The organism is Desmonostoc muscorum LEGE 12446, assembly GCF_015207005.2.
GTDB classification, from domain to species: domain Bacteria; phylum Cyanobacteriota; class Cyanobacteriia; order Cyanobacteriales; family Nostocaceae; genus Nostoc; species Nostoc muscorum.
Genome location: NZ_JADEXS020000003.1, coordinates 96,258 through 117,325 on the forward strand (window position 1 = coordinate 96,258; position 21,068 = coordinate 117,325).

Here is a 21,068-nt window from a genome sequence, read left to right on the forward strand (position 1 = left end):
AACCATAACATGGGCATTTGAACCATATTTTGAATTGAAAGTTTAAGTTAGAGCAATTTTGTCAGGAAATTTTTGTGCAAATTTTGTCCAATTGTGTTTTTTAAACTCATTCTCTATTTATGATTCAGAATTTCAACTCTCACTCATGTATGAATGCAAAGTTTTAATTTCTGATTAGCGCGAAAGCCTGAATTTTCGTTAACTCTTTTCTAATTTATGGATCAAAATTTTTCTCACATTATCATTCAAAGCATAAAAGCCACTACTCGGATAAGCATTAGGCATTGTTATTGCCGCCATTAACTGGTATGTCGAAATGCAATACGTCTTCGCGATCGCCCAGCTTTGTATAAAGTTTAATGGCTGGATCGTCACCAATATCCGCCTGGACGAAAATGACATAAGCTCCACATGCTGCTGCTACTTCCTGAAGCTTTTGAATTAATGCCGTTGCGATCCCTTGCCGTCGGTGTGCGGCGGCAACAGCTAGATCGTAGATGTAAATCTCGCTGCGCTCCTGCTCGAACTTTTTAAGCTCGTATGCAGTAAGACCGCCAACGACCTCACCTTCTTTCAATGCGGCGATCGCAATGAAGTAGTCACTATCGAGCAGTTGCCGCAGATAGTCTGCACTAGGCGGATTTCTATATGTCTCAAGCTCATCGAACGCCTCACCAAAGGTCGCTAATAGAGCTTCCATTAATGCAACGTCCTCCGGCACAATCTGTTGAATGCTTAAGTTCATTAGTATTTCCTAAGCTATATTCCTGCTGAACGGCTAAATCCTGCTCGTTCATACAATATCAGACGAAAGGGCTAAACCCAAAAATCAGTTGATTATCCTTTGCTGTTATGGCTGTCTTTGGAGTGCAATTATTGGAATTGCGACGTTGTTTATTAAGCCCAGTGTGACTATGGCGGCGATTGGGTTGGGTTTTACGGCTGGGGTGTCTGGGAAATCGTTGGTTCAAAAGGGGGATTGAAATTATTGCTGTCCTAACGGTCATAATCCCCTTATGGGCGCTTTTACACCTGGATTTTATACCTATGGGTGTACGCTATTCGCTGGAAACCTCTAAAGATAAAGACGATACTCAATAACTCAAGTTTGACCGTAGGTACTCTTACACGCTACCTGCGGTCGTTACCTCCTATAATCGCATCTCAAGAATTACTTCTAATCAACTGTAACAAGATAGACTCAAGACTTTGTAATGCTGCGTTTGTGGTACGTTGATGTTCTTCACGCATTACGCTGATGTTGTTCATGGCTATCACGTAACTCAAGTAACACATCATCCAAAAGTTCAAAGTTTAATCCCACCCTATTTCGCATTACAGTGGCAGCATTTAATGAACGTGCGCTCAAAGCATGGAGAAAAGCCGAATTTAAACAGGTACAGTCATTTCAAGCACTAGACGATAAGGAACTATTTATTATACTGGTGCGGCATATTTGAGAAGTCTATTGTAGAAGGACAAATTATTTGACTAAAGTAGTAGATTGTGTGCCATAAATCTAAATTTTTCTAGGTTTCCAGCAATTTCTATAACTCCATGCCAGAAACCCTAAAATTAGATATTGAATGCTTACATATCACCTGTGCTGCTATTGAAAGGTTAACCAAAATATAGTCAGCAATTCCTAAACGAGACATTTGGGGCTGATATTGATTACCCTGATCTATCAAAATCGTTTTACACCCTGCACTATGTCCAGCTTCTACATCACTGAGATTATCACCAATAAACCAAGAATTTGCTAAATCTATATTTTGTTCGCTAGCTGCACGTAAAATCAAGCCTGGTTTTGGTTTACGGCATTCGCAAGCAATTGCATACTCAGATATTACACCATTTGGATGATGGGGACAGTAGTAGAACCCATCTAGCGATAGATCCGCTTTTTCTAATATTTCATTCAATCGCGCTTCCACTCCCGCCAAGGCAGATTCTGGAAAATAATCCCGTGCTACTCCCGACTGGTTAGTAATCACAATTAATTTATATCCAGCTTTGCTAAGTATTTGTAATCCTTCAATAGCACCGATTTTCATTTCGATTAATTGCGGATCAACATTGTTTGGTACATTTTCAATTAAAGTGCCATCTTTATCTAGAAATATCGCCGGCATTTGAGATTGCGAATTTAATTTGTTAGTTCGATGCCAAATTTTCTGATTTTCCAAGAAGTATATTTCCCCATCTTAAATCTAATACCACTTGCAAAAGACGACAACGGTGTTGCCGTGTCTCCCGTAAGCGATCGCGTCCAGCATTATCGCACAGTATAAAACTCGCCAATATAAAAAAGCAAGTATAGTCATTTACAACAGTGGCAAGATTTGATATGCAGTGTATCATCTCCAGCTTATCGTCTATATAATTTGGGTGCGGCTCTTTTAGGAAGACAATAAACTACATTTGTATTACATGATTCTAATCTGCTCTATATCTAATTTTCTACTCTCTAGGCTAAATACGTAAAATTAAGCGATCGCAGATAAATCAAACCTAAAAACAGGCTTTCAACGTGTAATATGATGCTACAAAAAAGTTATGTTTCTATTTATGAAATTTGAACGGAGGTATTTTGAGAATGCTTAAAGCCTGTAATTACTGCTCCACAATAACTTTAGGCTTTATGGACAGACAAAAAGCGTCTTTTCAAAAGAGCCGCACCCATATAATTTGCTGACTATTCCATGTGGAAACTAAGGATGTATATGTAAATATCTGTATTGAGGTTAGAGAACTTCCTCTCTCTGAAATCCAAACTAACAGAGATTTGTGATCCCGCAGAGATTGAATATGCTTTTACTCAAGGGTTTGGCAAGCTTGCTAAGATCATGTTCCGGTTAAGTTGATTCCCAATGTTGGGTCATAATTGAATAGCACGCTTGAAAAGCGCTAACCCTTGATATTACTGCTTTTTGGGTGTGGAATTGCAGGTTCGACTGTAGGAAATTAAGAAGAATTTGCGGGCGTTTCACACTCGTCCATTGAAAACTATTTTGATTCATGCTGTGCTGTGTGAAAAGCCATCTGCCAGAAATGATGTTCAAATTTTGCTACTATTAAAAAAGATTCTTCAGCTTGTTTTTGAATATCTTCCTGTGCCGTTTCTAAAACCTCATCAGCTTGCTGTGATAAAAGTTTTACATATTTTGTAAAATCAGTATTTCCCCATCTTTGTGCAAATTCATCGTAAGGTGCAGGCATCTTACCTGGTAGTTGCCAACCTTGATTATAGGCTAATTCAATAGCCCAAAATGCAGTTGCTTGCACAGGATAAGGCTTGTCTGCAAGACTATGCATATATTCACAATATTCTCTACAGGTTGGTTGTTTTTTAATATTAAGATCCAGTTGTCGTTGGGTAGCTTTTTCTTTAAACCAATTGAGTTCGTCTTTAAGAGCTGCCAGTCCTCCAAGTATCACATCAAAATGTTCTGGAGGTGCGCTGGCTAATACTCGCCCTACCATCCGCGTAAATTCCACAACAAACAGATAATCTTGCATCAACCATGTATTGAATTGCTGGGGTTGAATTATACCTAATTGACACTGTTCTAGAAAGGGATGCACAGTTGCTTCTTGCCAATCTTGAGCGTGATTTTCTAAAAGAAGTTTGCAGGTAATAGTCATTTTGGCTCAATAGGTATTTCCGGGAGATGGAATGGAGAGGAGCAGACTGCTAAGATCCTAACGATTTTACCTGTATATTAACAAACACTTGCAGGCACTTTGCAATTCAATTGAAAGTATCTACGCCCAAGAAAATTACCATTTTTTGTAAGGCAGGAATTTACCTGACATAACAATTTTCACGCGTTCGCCTTTTGGGTTTTCTTCCTTGTCTACATTCAAAGTAAAATCAATAGCACTCATAATTCCATCACCAAACTTTTCTTGAACTACATCTTTTAGTGGAAGTCCATACACCTGCATAATTTCATAGAACCGATAAATAAAAGGGTCAGTTGGAACAACAGCATCACTACCTTTTATCGGATATTTACTCAGTTCTTTAGCATCGTCTATATCAAGCCCTAATGTATCAACTAATAACTTTGCTTCTTCAGGTGAAGCACTCGCTTGCCGATAAATTACAGAGGCAATCCATACTTCATTACATTGCAGAACTTCTGCTAATTCTGCAAAAGTCAGCCCCTTGTTTTCTTTGGCTGTTAAAAGTTTTTGGGTAATTTCAGGAATAGACATTTGAACGTAAAATAAGATTAGATTTATACATTAACAAGCATACACTAACTCAACGTATGAAGCTCAAAACCCATTTTCTGTCTGTTTTTTAAAACTTGGCTCAGATTTTTTTGACCAGAGTAATGTAAGAGCGATTATTTACCGCTCCTTTGCTCCTATTAACTTTTAGCCTGGTGTTAGCTTTAATTCTTTAGATTTACTGGAATTGACTATTTTCACCAAGTGCTGATTTAGATAACTTTGCGCCGAGATATACAAACTTTCCCAAATCTCTTGATTGCGGCTGATTTTTGTGCCCACTGTATTACCTGCTGTTTTCTCTGACACCAAGTATTTGCGGAAATAATTCGTCCACAAGTGTTGCAGGAAATCTTCAGCAAATTCGTTAAACGGCAGAATCCATTTATAGTCTTTATCCAAAAATACCCGATAGGACGCAATTATTGGTAATGCCAGGTCAGTTGGCGCACCAAACCCGAATGAATACTTGCTGTCAGGTAATAACGTCGTTTTACGTATATCAATTGATGCTAGGTCGTTAGCACCCTTTCTTCTGGGGTTGCTGATATAGTCTTGGATTATTTCATAGAGTCTTTGCTCTATCCACAAAGCATGAGTCAAGAGAGGCAGCAAGGCGGTTAATCTTTCCCTTTCTGCGTCTGTGATGTTACTTGGAAGACTCATCCCTGCTGGGTGTTTGGTTCGTTTATTGCCGTCGGGGTTGTATTTATTTCTGTCGAGGCAGTAAAGGAGCTTGAGCAAATGGGTGACATTGCACTGGGCGTTTCTGGGAGCGCCGCTTTGGTTTTGGTAATAGGCAATGCGGAATTTCCTATCTTCCTTCTGTTCTAACTGGGCTAAATACTGCTTGATGAATTTGTAATCACCCCTAGCGTTGACTTTGGAGCGAGAATCTACTGGCGTTGTAGTATTTGAAGCTAGGGCTATATCTTTGGCTGATTCTTCACTCAATCCGATGTGAATCGTAACTTTTACTCTAGCTTCGGTTAGGTCATATTTGTAATTTTTCGCTTGCTCAAAGGCTAAAACTGTGTGGCCACCGTTGATAATGCCATCGCTACCCCCCTCGTTAGCTTCTTTTACTTCTAGCTCTAGTTCAGTTTTGTTCTTGACAGGTTTAGCAATATTCGCTGACAGAACGATTCCACTGTGACGCGAGAAGAATTTTCCAGGTTCGGTTGTCAGTGAATCGAAGATTTGTCTGTAGGTCGCGCTTTTGCGGTTCGGTTCGCGGATGTTCGGTTCTAAGGGGAGGTCTGTGGGGAACGAGTCTACATGGGCGGTGGCGATGATGCAGTTTGGGTTGGCTTGAAAATAGTTATCTATCTTGATGTTCCAAGTCTTGGGCATAGTTGATTTGCTTTTGTCAGGGGAATTTCTATGTTAACTAAAACCCTTGCCCTGTCATTGGCTGGTGGCAGTGTAGTGTAAATTAACCGTCAAACTTACAGCCAAACGCTTACGCTGTCAACTAGACAAGGCGGTAGTAGAGAGTACCCCATCATTGACTTGTGTAAAGATAAGTAAATACAGATAATGTATCAAGTAGAGGATGAATTAGACGCAAGCCTTATGCTGTGATTGATGGAGTTCAAACAAAAGGAGCAAAAGGAGAGAAGGGAAATTACAGTACACAAAGTGTAAAAGTTAGCTCTCATTTTTCTGCTTAACTGTTTGTTACATAATTATAAATTTTTTCTCCGACTTACTTACCTGGATTTGAGATGCACTTAATATTAAACTAAGCTCTTTGAAAACCTTTCGCTGGTTGTTTTTGTCCTTTACCTTTGGGTTTAGATTTATTCACTTCTGTAAGTGCTTCTTGAAATAAATTATGTAGATGTAAAGGAACACTAGCAATTTCTGGTAATTCTGGCTCGATAGATTTACCATACTCTTGCAAAATTTTATCTAAATTATTGCTCAGGCTAAACTCAGGACGTTTCAAGAAATCTTGCAAGAATTTTTCTAATTGAGTAGGATATTTTTGTGCTAACCGATACCAAATATAAGCATTAATATTTTTATCTTCCAAGTAGTGACGAATTAGTTTTGCTGCACCTTCAATACTTTGCCAATCATCAGCTAATAATATAGTTGTGAATTTAGTATATGTTGGTAAAAAGATCAATCCCCAACGTGGGTGACAAATGGCTGTGACTTGTTCTGCTTTCTTGAGTTCAGCAGGTAAATCTACTTTCGGCGCAACCATTTTTTGCTTACTGTTTTTCCCATCCAATATTTGAGAAGCAGCATTAGTATTAATCCCAAATTCTTTAGCAGCAGCGATAATTTGTTCTGCGCCAATACCAGCTTTTGCTACTATTTCATTCAAAGATTTAGAACTATAAAGTCCCACCGCTTTGAGATATTTATCGGTGATAATTTCTTGAAATTCAGTTATCTTTTTATTAAGTTGGTATCCTGGTAATGTAACTTCATCACTCCCAAAAAACTCAACAAACTGCTGATGATATTGCTCTATTGACTGCCATGCTTGTTCTAGCAAGTCGGGAGCATCGCTGTAAAGATGACTTTTATAATTATCTTTAAAATTTCCAATGGCGACGGCGAGTTTTGGCTTACCGAGTTTACCCATAAATGTGTGAGAGCCAGAAAATATCCACTCATTATCAGTAAGAGGATAAATGCGTGTTAGTAAAATCTCTCCTAGCTTGAAACGAGATATAGCTGGTTGTTTTTCAGGGCTGTTAGACTTGACAATGTAATTTTTAGCTGTCAAAACTATGTAATGTTTAGCTGTCAGCCAGTTCATGAGTTCTAAGCCATCAGGTAAAATCTGGGTGATAGTAAATAAACCAATAAAACTACGATGCCAGCTATTCAGTAGATTGCGATCGCTCTGTGACAAATCTGCATGACTGGCGATAAATAACTCTATGGGTGAACGATCGCCAATTTTCCCTTCTGTAATAAACCTGTCAATGATTACTTGTTGTTGGGTGCGATCGCGATTACCGCTAGGCATCTGTGCAGCTGCATAAATGTCGAGTGCTTGTGCTAGTTCGCCGTCAGCATAAGCGACAAAATCAACCAAGGCTTGTTTAAGTGTGTGCGATCTTTCTACTATGGCATCCACAAGCGAATCTTTCTACTCAACAATTGTATGTAGCCTATAGCGTTTTTGAGGATTATCGCATCTAGCAATAGCTAGATTATTTTAGCCATAGCGTTTTCTATTCTTGTCAGTCCAGGTTTAATATCAATGACGTTGATGAGTATGGGACTGTACAACGAGCCAGCAGGCGCATTTCTGCTTTCAATATTCTATTAAATTGCCTCTGACGGGATCATTCTTGCTATTATTTCACGCTGTAATCCAGTCAGCCACAGAATGCGCTCAACAGTTATGTAGTTTCGCCTAATGTGAATTTATTAGAGTTACTTTTTACCAGTTTGAGTTAGCTTGGGCGAATGAGCGCACTGCTTCATTCACCCTTGAGACAAAAAATCATCCGGCTATGTCTTTACCACTCTCATAAGTCATCGCTCTGGGTTTCCTCTTGCCTATAGGGACTACTTTCGACTGCTTGGGAGGTTGTGGCGGACGGCATTTCTCGCAATATAGAGGTCGCACACCAAAAGTTTCTCGTTGTGTGGGTTGTTCACACTGCTTACACACAAAGTTGAAAACGCGAGTATGAATTTCCCGCTTGTGCGCTCTGACGGTGTACTCTCGGACTTCAATAGTTTTGCTGGGCATCGGTTCTTTCTTCGGTGTTCTATTTATAAGGATAGTTTCTGGGCATCAATATATTCATGCACCATTTGATTGAAACAGTGACAAAAATAAGTCGCAAGTCGCAAGTCGCAAGTCGCAAGTCGCAAGTAAGATAAAAAACTTCAGTTGTGGAATACAATCCCACTTCAAAAAAAGAATTATGTCAATACATGTAGTGCCAGACATAAAGTGTCCTTGTTTCAAGCCCATGATTTCAGTTATCGGTATACTTGCGACTTGTAACTTGCTACTTGGTCTGATAATCTGATGGTTTTTCGCCGGGAATTAAGCAGAGGCGATGCCGCCGGAAAGTGCGAATACGCGATCGCACTCCTGACAGCCGCAATTGGAGGCATCTAAAAAGGTAGTGGCGATTTGTTTCCAGCCTTTGAATTAGCGAGTTCGACTTATATAAATGAAACTAGAGTCCAATAACCCTTAGTTAGTCTTAATTAAGAAGATAGTCTTTAATCTTGTTTTGATGAGAGCGCAAAATTTTTAAACCTTGATGTTCAGTTTTACGAATTGTCTCCGGGCTTTGATTTAGGCGCTTTGCAACTTGACTCAAAGTCAATTCCTGATTATCTGACAATCCAAAACGTAGAGTCAATACTTCTCGTTGCCTTGGCTTAAGCAATGCCAGCAACTCGCTCAAGTCCTGGTGTAAAAGCTCAAGAGTAATTTGCTCATCTAGGGAAATGCTATCCATCGGCAAAATATCGACTAGTTCACTTTCACCCTCATCTCCCACTCGCATTTCTAATGAAACTGGAGACTTGGAAACCTGAAGGTAATCTCTTATTTGGCTTGGCAATAGATTCAACGATTCGGCAATTTCTGCTACAACTGGAGGACGACCCAAAGACTGAGACAGTTGCTGCTGTATTCTCCTGATTTTGTTTAACTTTTCGTTGATATGAATTGGTAAACGAATAGTGCGAGACTTATCTGCTATAGCACGTGTTATTGACTGGGTAATCCACCAATAAGTATAGGTTGATAGTTTGTAGCCTTTGTTAGGGTCAAACTTTTCGATTCCTCGTTGCAGTCCCAGTGCCCCTTCTTGGAGCAAGTCGAGAAAATCTAAATTGTGGTTCTGGTATTTTTTGGCAACAGAAACCACCAACCGTAGGTTAGCTGTCACCATTTTCTGTTTAGCTTTTTGACCTTGTTGAACGATTGACTGTACTTCAGCTTCGGTTTGCCCAAGCAAGGTAGCTAATTCTCTTGCAGTTGGTTCTCGGTTTAGTTGAAGTGCGAGGTTTGATCGCTGTTCTTCAATCGCCATCATTTGCTGCAACGCCCTTGCATTTGTAATTTCTTGCTCAGGAGTTAGCAGAGGGTAGCGTCCGATTTCTTTGAGGTAGGAACGAACTAAGTCCGTAGTTGGGCTGGGCATACGAATACTTTTTTTCGTTTGAGTAAAATGTTTGATTTCAGAAATTAGCTAATAAATCAAATCTTAATTCTAGACTTAGACTAATACTCATATTTGTCAAATATATTTATAAATATAATACTTGAAATCTTCAAATAGGTAAATACTAAAACCTGCTTTATTTTGTAACTAAATTTTAAGGTAATAAAAAATTTGGTTAGATTAAATCAAAGAGACGCTACGCTAAATTTAGAGTGAAATCCTCTCTTGAAAAGAGGATATGTTCAAATTCGCTTCACATTTGGACAAGGCTCGAAGACGCTTTGCGTAAATCAATTGAAAAATACAAATACTTAGTTGAGGAATAATCATGGATATGCAATCTCTACTTACTTTGGCAATCGTAGCTATCTTTTGGGCATTTATTACTCTCATCATCTTCCAGTTCATTAACGGACTATTTGTATCGGCTGCTTACGCTAGTAATGTGGTTTCGGTTAGCAATCTAATTATAGCGGCTTCTACAATTCCATCAGTATCAGAAATAATCACACCACAAGTTCAGACTTTTGAGAAATTGCCAGATCCTTGGATGTTAGAGGATGAAGTCATTCATTGTACCAGTAACGAAGCAGTTATTCTCTCATTCCCTACATTGAGATTACTGCCTCCAGTTGAAGAAATTTCACCACAACCAAAACGTACTACTCGTTCAAATAAAGCTAACAATACTGCCAACAAATCACCGAAAACTAAAAAGGCTGATGTAAATTCTTCAGGGAAGCGCAAGCCAGGCAGACCGCGTAAAGCTGGCTAATTCGTTTTTTAACCTTCGGCTGATCACCGAAGAATAAAAGGGAAAAGGTTAAAGGGGAAAGGGGAAAGGGGAAAGGGATGATGATTGTCGCGCCACAAGAGGGGCGAGGTTTTTACCTTCCCCATAAAATTTGGATTATTTCGCGCCACAAGAGGGGCGAGGTTTTTACCTTTTCCCCTTCCCCTTTCCCCCTTTCCCTTCTTCATAAATGTCTGAATGTTTAAAAGTTTAAATGAGACTAATGAACAAGGGGAAAGGGGAAAGGGGAAAGGGAACCAGTAACTTAAAAGCTCTTGTTTCAAATAAAGACGCTGCTAAGTTCTTGCACTACATGTCTAAAAAATCTTCTTTTTTTGTTCTCCACAATTAAGACAGGGGCTTTCTACCTTGTGAGGAAAAGTTCTAAATTCTGTGCCCTTTCCCCCTTTCCCATTCCCCTTTTCCCCTTCTTGGTAATTGCCTCATTTATTAATAAGAGAAAGGCTTCGCCATAGCAAGAGTGAAAAAATAATATTGTGAGTAATGCAATGGTACAGCAACTTTTCACCCAAGGTTTTCTGTTCGACTTCCAAACAATATTAGATTATGGGCAATCAATATTAAGTGTCGCTCAAGAGCTTTTGAAACCACTACTTGAAAATCGCCCCCTGAACACGAAAACTGTTCAAGCCCAAATGAATCGCCACTTTCACGGTACTGCGGCAGAGGGTACATGGCAATGGAAAGATGCTTACGAAGCTGTGGAAGTGGCGCAAATATTATATCTGCGTCAAAAAGGTTACAAGCTTTTATTAGAACCGCCGCTAACAGTATTATTGGAATTGGAGAAGTTAGTAGCCCTCTGCCCGACGCAAACACGCCGTAGTGAAGAATCAGTACAGCTTCAGCAATTCTCGACCCCTCTGCCGCTTGCTTATCTGGTAGCGAAAGCAGGATTTATACAAGCTACTGATTTGGTGCTGGAGCCATCAGCCGGGACTGGTTTGTTAGCACAAATGGCTAAACTACAAGGCGCAAGTCTGATGCTCAACGAGCTTGCACCCGATAGAAGTAAGATTCTGCGGCGATTATTCCCTGGTACACCATTATTCTCAGTAAACGCGGAACAAATTAACGACTATCTGGTTGGCAAGACTCAGCCCTCAGTTGTGCTGATGAATCCACCTTTCTGTGCATCTCCCAAAATCAACAGTCGCAACCCCGACGCAACTAAGAGCCACATCAACTCGGCATTGCAAAGACTGGCTGACGGTGGACGGCTCGTAACAATTACTGCCAACTGGTTCTCACCTAATAATCCCACTTGGCGCGAGACTTTTGTTCGGTGGCACTCGGAAGCACGAGTTTTAATGTCGATCGGGGTTAACGGCAAGGTGTACTCAAAACATGGTACACAAATCGACACCAGAATCACAGTAATTGATAAAGTTCCGGCTGATAATCACAGGCAAATCCCCTGTATTTCTGAAACCTTGGACTTGCCCGAACTGCTGGCGTTGATTGAGCAATTACCACAGCGATCTCCGTGGGAACGCTCAGATGTCAAAGCTGCTACGGCGAAGGCAATTGTTGTTCAATTGCCAAAGCGTACTACAGTTGCACAACCAGAAACAGTTTCCTCTCTTCCAGACGACATAGTAGTGCTGGAGTATGAGGTTATCGAGTGGACGGCTAGTGAGGGTTTGAAAGACACCCTATACGAAACATATCGCCCACAACGAATCAGAATCAAGGACGCTTTACCTCACCCCTCGCTTCTTTGTGAAAGTGCAGCCCTAGCACTTGTCTCGCCACCAGCACCCACTTACAAACCGCATCTTCCTGGCAACATTATCACACAAGGCTTGTTGTCAGAGGCACAGCTTGAAAGCGTTATTTACGCAGGTCAGGCGCACTGTGAATTTTTGTCTGGGTCTTATATTGTGGATGATTCTTGGGATAATGTGACTGTTGCGGCTCAGGGCGAGGAAAATGCCGTCAAATTTCGTCGTGGCTGGTTCTTGGGCGATTCCACGGGTTCTGGTAAGGGGCGACAGGTAGCTGGCATTATCCTCGATAATTGGTGTCAGGAACGAAGAAAAGCAATCTGGGTATCAAAGAGTTCTGCACTGATTGAGGATGCAAGACGTGATTGGTGTGCGTTAGGCGGTAGCGAAAAGGACATTATTGATCTGGGCAACATCAAGCTAGGCGACCCAATCCCGTTTACCCAAAGCATCCTATTCTGCACCTACTCAACTCTACGATCCCAAAAGAACGGCAAAAGTCGGCTTAAGCAAATCGTTGAGTGGGCAGGCAAGGACTTTGAGGGAGCGATCGCCTATGACGAGTGCCACGCGATGGGTAACGCAATGGCTCAAGAGGGTAAACTCGGTATGGTTGCAGCATCCCAGCAAGGCATTGTTGGGCTGCGGTTGCAAAACGCATTACCGCAGGCACGGGTTGTCTACGTATCAGCGACTGGAGCGACGAAGGTTTCTAACCTATCTTATGCAAATCGTCTGGGGCTTTGGCAGACTGGAGATTTTCCGTTTACCTCCCGTGAGGATTTTGTGGAATCCATTGAGGGCGGTGGTATCGCTGCGATGGAAGTGGTCGCCAGGGATCTCAAGGCTTTGGGACTGTATCTGGCGCGGAGCCTTTCATTCGAGGGAGTTGAGTATCAAACTCTCTACATTGATTTAACGCCCACGCAGGAACGGAGTTATAACAGCTACTCCGATGCTTTTCAGGTTATTCATAATAATTTAGAAAAAGCGTTAGAAGCTTGTAATATCTCTGGCGTAAAAACGTACAATCGTGCTGCTAAGATGTCTGCCAACTCGCAGTTTGAGTCACACAAGCAAAGATTCTTCAATCATCTGCTGACAGGGATGAAATGCCCTACCCTGATCAAAGCGATTGAGCAGGATCTAGCCCAAGGTCTTGCAATTGTCATTCAAATAGTTTCGACTAATGAAGAACTTTTGAAACGACGACTTGATGAAGTTACGGCTGACGAATGGAAGGATCTCAATCTTGACTTGACCCCACGGGAATACGTTATGGATTACCTGATGAGTGCTTTCCCCATTCATCTGCATTCCATTCATTCTGGCGAGGATGGAGAAGAAAGATCCGAGCCAGTCTTTGACGCTGATGGCTCTCCAGTTATTTCCCAAGAAGCTGTAGCCTTGAGAGATGCGTTAGTCGATAAGTTAGCAAGCCTTGATCCCATCCCCGGCGCATTAGAACAATTGCTGTGGCACTTCGGTCACAAACAAATTGCCGAAGTAACTGGTCGCAGCAAGCGAGTTCTGAAAGATGAATCTGGACGTTTGTTCGTTGATTCACGGGGTAGTGGGGCAAATATTGCTGAGACTGCTGCGTTTATGCAGGGTGACAAGCAAATCCTCATTTTCAGTGATGCCGGCGGCACAGGCAGGAGTTATCATGCTGATCTAAATGCTGCGAATCGTAAACGGCGATCGCACTATCTGCTTGAAGCCGGCTGGAGGGCAGACAATGCAATTCAAGGTTTAGGGCGATCGCACAGAACCAACCAAGCATCAGCACCCGTGTTCCGACCTGTTACCACTAACGTCATCGGTGAACGCCGCTTTATCTCAACCATTGCCCGAAGGCTCGATAGCTTGGGCGCTCTTACTCGTGGTCAACGGCAGACGGGTGGCAATGGGATATTTGAGGCTAAGGATAACCTTGAATCTCAGTATGCAGAGTATGCCTTGTACGAACTGTTCAAGCAAATATTTCAAGGTCGATTTTACGAAGTGTCTTTGGGGAAATTCGAGCAAATGACGGGTTTATCGCTGACTTCCCACGAAGGCGGGATGAAGATCGACTTGCCCCCATTGCGGCAATTCCTTAATCGCCTGCTGGCTTTACGCATCGATATGCAAAACATCATTTTCGAGCGTTTTGAGTTGTTGCTAAGTCAACAGATTGAAGCAGCGATCGCAAATGGTGTCTATGAGATGGGTGTGGAAACTTTACGGGCTGAACGCTTTACTGTTGAGAGCCAGGAAGCTGTGTACACCCACCCTGCCACAGGTAGCGTAACGAACTATCTCAAGATAGAACGCACTCAGAACAATAACATCAGAACTGCTGAAGAGATGCTTGAGTTCGCCACTCAATATCAAGGAAAGCTCATGATCAACTCCAAGTCTGGTAATGCTGCTGTGTCAATTCCGACGCATAGCATCTACGACGCTGATGGTGGAGTTGTCCCAAGAGTTTTGCTGATTCGTCCACAGAAAGAAACTCGCGTACCAGTCCAAGACTTGGAATCTTCCACATGGGGCCAAGTTTCTATTGATGCGTTTACTGCTGCTTGGTCTACTGAAGTAAACGAATTACCCAAGTTCACTACCGATTACCTGCATTTGGTAACTGGTATTTTGTTGCCCATCTGGAAAATCCTACCACAGCAAAATAGTCGAGTCTTCCGGTTGCAAACCAGCGATGGACAAAAGATTCTCGGTCGGGTGGTGAATGCTTCCGACATCCAAACTGTGCGCGAACAACTTGGACTCAGGAACCAGCTGCTTTCTCCAGAAGAACTGGTTCCGCTGGTACTCAACGAGAGATATACACAGCAGTTGCCAGGTGGTGTAACCTTGCGACGTTCTTTCGTTGCTAATGAACCTCGCATAGAACTGGTTAATGCTATCTCACTGGCAGAGCGACTCTTAGCTGTAGGTTGCTTCACCGAGATCATCAACTGGCAAAAGCGGATATTCATTCCAGTTTCAGACAAAGCACCAGCTATTCTAGCGGCTGTGATTGAAATCTTGGGATAAGTCAAAAGCTGATGTATTCATTAGATACATCAGCTTATTTTTTACTCAAACAAGAGTGTGATGGTCTCACATTTTGCACCAAAAAAGGGGCAGATATAGCAGCTATGTCAAACTTTTCGGTCTACTGAAATTTGTACAACTTATTTTTACATAATGGTTCATTCAAATAAATACTCTTGCATGTCGTTTTGTCGATGGCGGAGAATACTTATAGCTTTGACCTGGATTTGACGAATGCGCTCTCGACTGAGGTTTAGCTGTTGGCCAATCTGAGCGAGATTAAAATGCTGATCGTTCTCCAGACCAAAGCTTAAAGTCAACACTTGACGTTGAATTGGTGTCAGTGGTTCTAATAATTTAGCTACGTCTTGCGATAGAAGTTCTTGGGTAAGGAGTTTTTCTGGTGAAACACCAACGTCTGTTAAAATTTCGCCCAATTCTGTTTCTTGCTCATCTCCGACTTTCTTATTTAAAGAAATGGCTGTACGAGAAGCACTGAGATATTCTCGAAGCTTATCGGGGCTGATGTCTAATGATGCAGCTATTTCTTCAGCAGTGCCATGACGACCGAGTTTTTGAAAGCTTTCTCGCTGCACTTTTTTAATTTTATTAAGTATTTCAGTGAGATGAACAGGCAATCTAATAGTGCGGGATTGTTCTGCAATTGCTCTTGTTATAGCTTGACTAATCCACCAGTAGGCGTAAGTTGAGAGTCTATAACCCCGATTGGGATCAAACTTTTCTATACCCCGTTGTAAACCAATTGCTCCTTCTTGGATCAAATCTAAAAATTCCAAATTGCGGTTCTGGTATTTCTTGGCAACAGATACTACCAGTCGCAAGTTAGCTGTCACCATTTTTTGTTTAGCCTTTTGACCAAGGTGTAGTGCTGCTCGGACTTGTGCTTCGGTTTTTTCAACAGCGTTGGCTAATTGAGTCAAAGTTGGTTCGCGGTCTAGCTGTTGAGTGAGTTCATTTTTAGATTGCTCAATGACAATCATTTCTCGTACAAGTCTTGCATAAGCGATTTCTTCCTCTGGCTTTAATAAAGGATACTGACCAATTTCTTGCAAATAGATGCGAACCATGTCTGAACTGAGGCTGGACATACAAACTCAACGCTTTTTTTAACCCAGGGAATTTAAAAGTATAAATCAAATAATTTGATAAACTTTTTTATTTTTAACAATTCAGTCCTGCCTGAAGTAACCTCTGCTTTAACCTTGTGTACCTTTGTTGGTCATCAGTAGAGCGCACCGCTAGAGAGATCGCTTTTTTTGCGCCAACTACGATCGCTAACTTCTTGGCACGGGTCAACAAGAGTGTAAAACAGGTTCCGGGTCAACATCATATAGAACCCATTTGACATCTTGTGAGGTTTTGAATTAAGGTACTCCTCAGCATCTAAAATCCAATACTAATGGCGTATTCCAGCAACCTCACTGATGCAGAATGGGAAATTTTTGAACCCTTATTGCAAGAGATATTACCGACTAAGAAGCAGACTCGACCGACCAACTGGCCAAAGCGAGATATCTTCAATGGAATTCTCTATCAACTAAAAAATGGATGCAATTGGCAAGACTTACCTAAAGACCTCCCCCCTTATTCCACTGTATATTGGCACTACAAACAGTGGCGAGCAGCCGGGGTATTTGAGGAACTGATGAGTGTCTTACATGGACAAGTGCGTGAACAGGTAAAAAAAAAACCGCACTGGACGACATTGATCATCATTGACTCCCAAGCAGTGAAAAATACCTGCAACGCCAGTGTGGAGTCGAAAGGTTTTTGCTTCTACAAAGCCACCAACGGTATTAAAAGGCATTTGGCTATTGACACCCTTGGGTTTCCCTTTTTTACGCTCTGTACTCGCGCCAATGTCTCGGATGATGCCGGATTAATTGAGATGTTTACTCTCAACATCGACTACTTCAAGTCAAAACCTATCGATATTCCCAAGATTACTATCCTGCTAGATCATGGGTATCACCCAGAATATTTGACTCAGGAGTTAGAGCGAATTTACCCAGAGATCATGACCAAAATTCAGTTTCAACTTTCTACGAAACCCTCAAAACAAGAGAAAGCGGCACAAGGAAAATCTGGATTTGTTCCGGCAATAGCTAGATGGGTGATCGAACGCTCCAATGCTTGGATGGAGCGCTGTAAAATTCTGGTTAAGAACTTTGAACGAACCCTGGTTAGTGCCACTGCCAAACTCAATATCTGCTTCATCAGGCTAATGATTAAGAGGCTTGCAGCACCTTCTTAGATGTCAAATGGGTTCTATAGTGCTGCATATAGATTGGCAGAATCACCACCGGATATTCTGAGCCTTGGCTTTTATGAATCGAAATGCTCCAGGCAAGGGCAATTTCATTCAGGTCAGCGTAATCGTAAACCACAGTCCGCTCACCATACAGTACTGTAACTTCCTGCTCGACAGTATCAATGCTTTGAATAATCCCCAGGTCGCCGTTGAAAACTTCACGGTTGTAGTCATTGGTTAGCTGGATGATGCGTAGACGCTCTTAGCGGCTTGTCGCAGACATCGCCCTCGCGCAACAAATTCCCACCTCTGTTAATCTCCACCTTGTTGGGGCTGGGTGGGTTGATCAACTGCTGCAACACAGTATTAAGGTTGCGAGTCCCTACCAAGCCCCGCGACATTGGACAAAGTACTTGCACATCAGTAGCAGGATTAAAACCTAAGCGTGGAATCAAATCGGTAATCAACTCGCAGATTGCCTGTACACCATGTTCGGGCTGATGTCCGCCGCCGTGCCAAATACAGTCGGACATGGGACTATCAGATATCGGCTCAATTGTGGGATAAATTCCTCGATTAATTTGGTGAGCAGCAGTGATAATTGCACAAGTTTTGAGCTTGGCGGAATACCTGAGTCAACCGCACTACTGGCACACGACCAGAATTAATCAAATCAGCGAGTATTTGACCTGGCCCCACAGATGGTATCTGTTAGAGCCATATCTTTGATGATTTGTGCAATTGCTTCTTCTGTGGGCTGATGAGATTCGGTAGTCAGTAGTTTGATTACCGACTCAATCAGTTCGCTTTGTGGTAAGTAGGGCTTGCTGAATAGAAGCTTAATGTAGACCAAGTAATGGTTTCAGGCTTTTTTTGACCAAACAAGTGCAAGGCTATAACATCTAGAGTCTCAAAACCCTTGCACAATCGTTAGCGATCGCTGGGTAAATTTGGAAACTGAGCGATGAAACGATTATTTTGCAAGCTGTGTGGCTTCTAGATTTGCTTGAGGAACTTATTCAGCAAGCCCTAAGTAACAGTGACCATCTTCGGCAGCTTCACTTAGGCAATGGATAATCCCCGCACGGTAACGAAATTCTGAGTCAGGCGCAATTCCTATATTTCTCGCAATCTTGTCAGCAGTCAGAAAGCCAATACCGTAGATGTCAGCTGCTAGCTGGTAGGGGTTTTTGGTAACAGTAGCGATTGCTTCATCCTTATATTGCTTGTAAATCTTTACAGCATAAGTGGTAGAAACGCCATGCCCCTGGAGAAACACCATTACTTCTTTGATCGCTTTCTGAGTTAACCAGGCGTTTTTAATAAGAGTGATCCGTTTTTTGGCAATACCCTGGACTTCAATAAGTCGGTCAATTTGGTTTTCGATGATGTCCAGGGTTTCTAGCCCGAAGTGAGCAACAATCCGTCTTGCTGTGACTGGGCCAACACCTTTAATCAGCCCACTACCCAAGTATTTTTCAATTCCAGTGAGAGTAGCTGGTTTGGTTTCTTTGTAGTTGACTACTTGAAACTGGGGGCCAAATTGTGGATGATCCCGCCAGAAACCAGTTAGCTGTAGAGTTTGACCTGGTTGAATATTGGCAAAGGAACCAACAATTGTTGTCAGTTCGTTGCTACGGGGACGGGTCAGCCTTGCCACAGTGTAACCCGATTCAGCAGAGTAAAAAGTCAGGCGTTCTACGACTCCGGTGATTGTTTCGTTTTGAGGAAAGGCGCTTACTTGTTGAGGGGAAAGATTAGGGGGAGTGGACATTGCTTATCATCAGATGCCGCACATCATTATAATATTGGAAGTTTAGCTATTCTAGTACATAAATACTAAATTAGATATTCAATATTAGTGTCATCGAAAACTCACCCTAGTTCAAGCTTAAAAGCCGGGGCAGTGGGGCTGACACCAGATAAACCATTGCTTGGAGACTGAAAAAGTTAGCAATCATAGAAAGGGCAAAATCATAGTTGAAATGTTAAAGTTCGATCTACTGAATGTAAGTTTCTTTTGCCAGTATGTGACTGATACCGATATTGTTAAGTTGATGTCTTTATTATTTCTGTTCAGTTAATGAGCAAAGTCATTGCAGTTTTTAATCAGTCGGGTGGTGTCAGCAAAACTACTCTGACAATGAATTTAGGCTACCATTTGGCTCAAAGTCAGCAAAGCGTTTTATTAGTGGATATGGACCCCCAGGCTTCACTAACTACTTTTATGGGATTAGAGCCATCTGAACTAGATAAGACAGTTTATGAAGCTATTCTCTTAGAAGAACCATTACCAATTCATCAGAATATACATGGTATGGATATGGCCCCCGCGAACATTAACTTAAGTGGCGCAGAATTAGAACTTGTTGTCGCAGATATGCGAGATATTCGACTAAAGGAGGCTCTTGAACCAGTTATCGCACAATACCAATTCATTTTAATTGATTGTCCACCAAGTCTCGGTATTCTTAGCTATATTAGCTTGGTGGCAGCCACACACGTACTCATTCCTATTCAAACTGAATATAAAGCTTTAAAAGGAACAGAACTATTGTTAACAACGATTGCGCGTGTCCGTTCTCGGGCAAATCGAAAATTACAGATTGCTGGAGTAGTTCCAACCATGTACGATAACCGAACTGGACAAGGCTCCCAAAGCTTACAGTCAATTACTAATTCTCTATCTAAGATTGGTACCATTTATCCAGCTATTCCTCGATCCGTAGCTTTTGCTGATGCAGCCCAAGAGCATATACCGTTAGCACTTTACAATTCTAAGCATCCATCTGTCACTATTCTCAAACAGATTGCTCACAGTTTGGAGACGTTGCCATGAGTATGAAGAAGCGTGTTAGTCAACCTTATGAAATTAAAGGAGTCGATGCTTTATTTGGAGTTGAAGAAGCAGTAGACAATAGTAGCGCTGCTTTCCTTATCCCAATAGAACAAATAGTTTTACCACATCAACAACCTCGTCGCTACTTTGCTCCTCAAGCCATGCTTGAGTTAGTAGAGTCAATTAAACAGCATGGAATTCTTCAGCCCCTTCTCGTCCGTCCTCAAAAGGATGGGAAATACGAACTAGTTGCAGGAGAACGTCGTTTCCAAGGGGCTAAAACTGCTCAATTAGAGTTTGTACCTGCTGTTATTAGGGAAATGACAGATGTTGAAGCACTTGAACTAGCACTCTCGGAAAATCTCCAAAGAGAGGACTTAAACCCAATTGAGGAAACAGAGAGTATTGTTGCTCTCTTAGGATTAAAACTTAATCAAACCACAGAATCAATAGTTGCTTTACTTCAATCAGCAGCTCATCCAGAACGAGAGGGTGTGGATAACGTTATCCACAGTCAAGAATGGCAGTCTCTACTTGAGGTATTTAACACAATCGGAAAGTTTTCCCCCGAAAGTTTTAGAACCAATCGTCTCCCATTATTAAAACTTCCTATAGATGTTATGGAAGCTCTCCGCTCAGGAGTAATCGAGTATACTAAAGCCAAAGTAATTGCGCGGATTAGGGATGAAGCCCTACGTAAATCATTACTGTCTGATGCAATTCAAAATAATTTATCTTTAAGTCAAATTAAAGAGCGTCTTGCTGAAATTCAAGCAAACACGCCTGGAAATACAGATAAAAAATCATCTTCTTTAAAAAAGAAGATAGATGAAGCCTACAGTAAAGTAAAAAAATCAAAGGTTTGGGATAATCCCAATCAGCACAAGCGATTACAAAAAATATTAGTAGAGCTTGAAGCTTTATTAGTTGAAAGCAGTGATGATAACTGAAACTACATTTAGTATGGCAATCA

15 protein-coding genes and 2 pseudogenes are annotated in these 21,068 nt (G+C 41.6%); 6 read left to right on the forward strand and 11 right to left on the reverse strand.

All coding sequences use genetic code 11. The annotated features are described in order from the left end of the window. Window positions 1-277: 277 nt before the first annotated feature. On the reverse strand, window positions 278-745 hold the full coding sequence (locus tag IQ276_RS39380) for an AAC(3)-I family aminoglycoside N-acetyltransferase (protein ID WP_190884440.1): 468 nt from the start codon (window positions 743-745) through the stop codon (window positions 278-280). An 802-nt stretch (window positions 746-1,547) separates the two neighbouring features. Next, window positions 1,548-2,135 (reverse strand): D-glycero-alpha-D-manno-heptose-1,7-bisphosphate 7-phosphatase, encoded by a 588-nt coding sequence (locus IQ276_RS39385; protein WP_190884439.1) that lies wholly within the window; start codon window positions 2,133-2,135, stop codon window positions 1,548-1,550. A gap of 30 nt (window positions 2,136-2,165) precedes the next feature. Here IQ276_RS39385 and IQ276_RS40570 point away from each other — a divergent pair, with 30 nt between their 5' ends. Further along, window positions 2,166-2,294 (forward strand): hypothetical protein, encoded by a 129-nt coding sequence (locus IQ276_RS40570; RefSeq protein ID WP_255264458.1) that lies wholly within the window; start codon window positions 2,166-2,168, stop codon window positions 2,292-2,294. A 715-nt stretch (window positions 2,295-3,009) separates the two neighbouring features. On the opposite strand, the gene IQ276_RS39390 is transcribed toward IQ276_RS40570, so the two are convergent. The 6 genes from IQ276_RS39390 to IQ276_RS39415 form a co-directional block, all read right to left on the reverse strand. Further along, complete coding sequence (locus IQ276_RS39390; RefSeq protein ID WP_193912948.1) at window positions 3,010-3,648, reverse strand: TenA family protein; 639 nt, start codon at window positions 3,646-3,648, stop codon at window positions 3,010-3,012. A 135-nt stretch (window positions 3,649-3,783) separates the two neighbouring features. Further along, window positions 3,784-4,224, reverse strand: a complete 441-nt coding sequence (cynS, locus tag IQ276_RS39395) for a cyanase (protein WP_190884437.1) — start codon at window positions 4,222-4,224, stop codon at window positions 3,784-3,786. A 165-nt stretch (window positions 4,225-4,389) separates the two neighbouring features. Next, a complete protein-coding gene (locus IQ276_RS39400) occupies window positions 4,390-5,595 on the reverse strand; it encodes an AIPR family protein (RefSeq protein WP_235116519.1) in 1,206 nt (401 codons plus the stop codon). Between the two features lie 391 nt (window positions 5,596-5,986). Beyond that, complete coding sequence (locus IQ276_RS39405; RefSeq protein WP_235116520.1) at window positions 5,987-7,345, reverse strand: hypothetical protein; 1,359 nt, start codon at window positions 7,343-7,345, stop codon at window positions 5,987-5,989. 372 nt (window positions 7,346-7,717) lie between these two features. After that, on the reverse strand, window positions 7,718-7,969 hold the full coding sequence (locus IQ276_RS39410) for a hypothetical protein (RefSeq protein WP_193916518.1): 252 nt from the start codon (window positions 7,967-7,969) through the stop codon (window positions 7,718-7,720). Window positions 7,970-8,435: 466 nt separating this feature from the next. Continuing rightward, window positions 8,436-9,386 carry an RpoD/SigA family RNA polymerase sigma factor gene (locus IQ276_RS39415; protein ID WP_193916520.1) on the reverse strand — a complete coding sequence of 317 codons (951 nt, stop codon included), beginning with the start codon at window positions 9,384-9,386 and terminating at the stop codon, window positions 8,436-8,438. Between the two features lie 349 nt (window positions 9,387-9,735). Here IQ276_RS39415 and IQ276_RS39420 point away from each other — a divergent pair, with 349 nt between their 5' ends. Together IQ276_RS39420 and IQ276_RS39425 are read left to right on the forward strand one after the other, a co-directional pair. Then, window positions 9,736-10,182, forward strand: a complete 447-nt coding sequence (locus IQ276_RS39420; protein WP_193916522.1) for a hypothetical protein — start codon at window positions 9,736-9,738, stop codon at window positions 10,180-10,182. 527 nt (window positions 10,183-10,709) lie between these two features. Beyond that, entirely contained in the window at window positions 10,710-14,984 is a 4,275-nt protein-coding gene (locus IQ276_RS39425) for a strawberry notch family protein (RefSeq protein ID WP_235116521.1), read from the forward strand. A 158-nt stretch (window positions 14,985-15,142) separates the two neighbouring features. Here IQ276_RS39425 and IQ276_RS39430 read toward each other — a convergent pair whose 3' ends face one another. Both IQ276_RS39430 and IQ276_RS41345 read right to left on the reverse strand, forming a co-directional pair. Then, entirely contained in the window at window positions 15,143-16,093 is a 951-nt protein-coding gene (locus IQ276_RS39430; RefSeq protein WP_193921971.1) for an RpoD/SigA family RNA polymerase sigma factor, read from the reverse strand. Window positions 16,094-16,166: 73 nt separating this feature from the next. Then, window positions 16,167-16,338 (reverse strand): annotated as a pseudogene (locus IQ276_RS41345) (heavy metal transporter); the annotation flags it as partial. Between the two features lie 66 nt (window positions 16,339-16,404). On the opposite strand from IQ276_RS41345, the gene IQ276_RS39435 reads away from it, so the two are divergent. After that, window positions 16,405-17,259, forward strand: a complete 855-nt coding sequence (locus tag IQ276_RS39435) for an IS5 family transposase (protein ID WP_235115308.1) — start codon at window positions 16,405-16,407, stop codon at window positions 17,257-17,259. Window positions 17,260-17,275: 16 nt separating this feature from the next. On the opposite strand, the pseudogene IQ276_RS41215 reads toward IQ276_RS39435, so the two are convergent. Continuing rightward, window positions 17,276-19,030 (reverse strand): annotated as a pseudogene (locus IQ276_RS41215) (helix-hairpin-helix domain-containing protein); the annotation flags it as partial. A 309-nt stretch (window positions 19,031-19,339) separates the two neighbouring features. Here IQ276_RS41215 and IQ276_RS39450 point away from each other — a divergent pair. Next, on the forward strand, window positions 19,340-20,095 hold the full coding sequence (locus tag IQ276_RS39450; RefSeq protein ID WP_190884847.1) for a ParA family protein: 756 nt from the start codon (window positions 19,340-19,342) through the stop codon (window positions 20,093-20,095). Next, window positions 20,092-21,045: a ParB/RepB/Spo0J family partition protein gene (locus IQ276_RS39455; RefSeq protein ID WP_190884848.1), complete on the forward strand. Its 954-nt coding sequence runs from the start codon at window positions 20,092-20,094 to the stop codon at window positions 21,043-21,045. The genes IQ276_RS39450 and IQ276_RS39455 overlap by 4 nt, the downstream gene beginning before the upstream one ends. The last annotated feature ends 23 nt before the right edge of the window (window positions 21,046-21,068 follow it).

Bases quoted from the DNA above. Each gene is read 5' to 3' on its own strand.
- IQ276_RS39380 (WP_190884440.1), bottom strand. From the start codon at position 745: ATGAACTTAAGCATTCAACAGATTGTGCCGGAGGACGTTGCATTAATG.
- IQ276_RS39385 (WP_190884439.1), bottom strand. From the start codon at position 2,135: ATGCCGGCGATATTTCTAGATAAAGATGGCACTTTAATTGAAAATGTA.
- IQ276_RS40570 (WP_255264458.1), top strand. From the start codon at position 2,166: ATGCCAAATTTTCTGATTTTCCAAGAAGTATATTTCCCCATCTTAAAT.
- IQ276_RS39390 (WP_193912948.1), bottom strand. From the start codon at position 3,648: ATGACTATTACCTGCAAACTTCTTTTAGAAAATCACGCTCAAGATTGG.
- cynS (WP_190884437.1), bottom strand. From the start codon at position 4,224: ATGTCTATTCCTGAAATTACCCAAAAACTTTTAACAGCCAAAGAAAAC.
- IQ276_RS39400 (WP_235116519.1), bottom strand. From the start codon at position 5,595: ATGCCCAAGACTTGGAACATCAAGATAGATAACTATTTTCAAGCCAAC.
- IQ276_RS39410 (WP_193916518.1), bottom strand. From the start codon at position 7,969: ATGCCCAGCAAAACTATTGAAGTCCGAGAGTACACCGTCAGAGCGCAC.
- IQ276_RS39415 (WP_193916520.1), bottom strand. From the start codon at position 9,386: ATGCCCAGCCCAACTACGGACTTAGTTCGTTCCTACCTCAAAGAAATC.
- IQ276_RS39420 (WP_193916522.1), top strand. From the start codon at position 9,736: ATGGATATGCAATCTCTACTTACTTTGGCAATCGTAGCTATCTTTTGG.
- IQ276_RS39425 (WP_235116521.1), top strand. From the start codon at position 10,710: ATGGTACAGCAACTTTTCACCCAAGGTTTTCTGTTCGACTTCCAAACA.
- IQ276_RS39430 (WP_193921971.1), bottom strand. From the start codon at position 16,093: ATGTCCAGCCTCAGTTCAGACATGGTTCGCATCTATTTGCAAGAAATT.
- IQ276_RS39435 (WP_235115308.1), top strand. From the start codon at position 16,405: ATGGCGTATTCCAGCAACCTCACTGATGCAGAATGGGAAATTTTTGAA.
- IQ276_RS39450 (WP_190884847.1), top strand. From the start codon at position 19,340: ATGAGCAAAGTCATTGCAGTTTTTAATCAGTCGGGTGGTGTCAGCAAA.
- IQ276_RS39455 (WP_190884848.1), top strand. From the start codon at position 20,092: ATGAGTATGAAGAAGCGTGTTAGTCAACCTTATGAAATTAAAGGAGTC.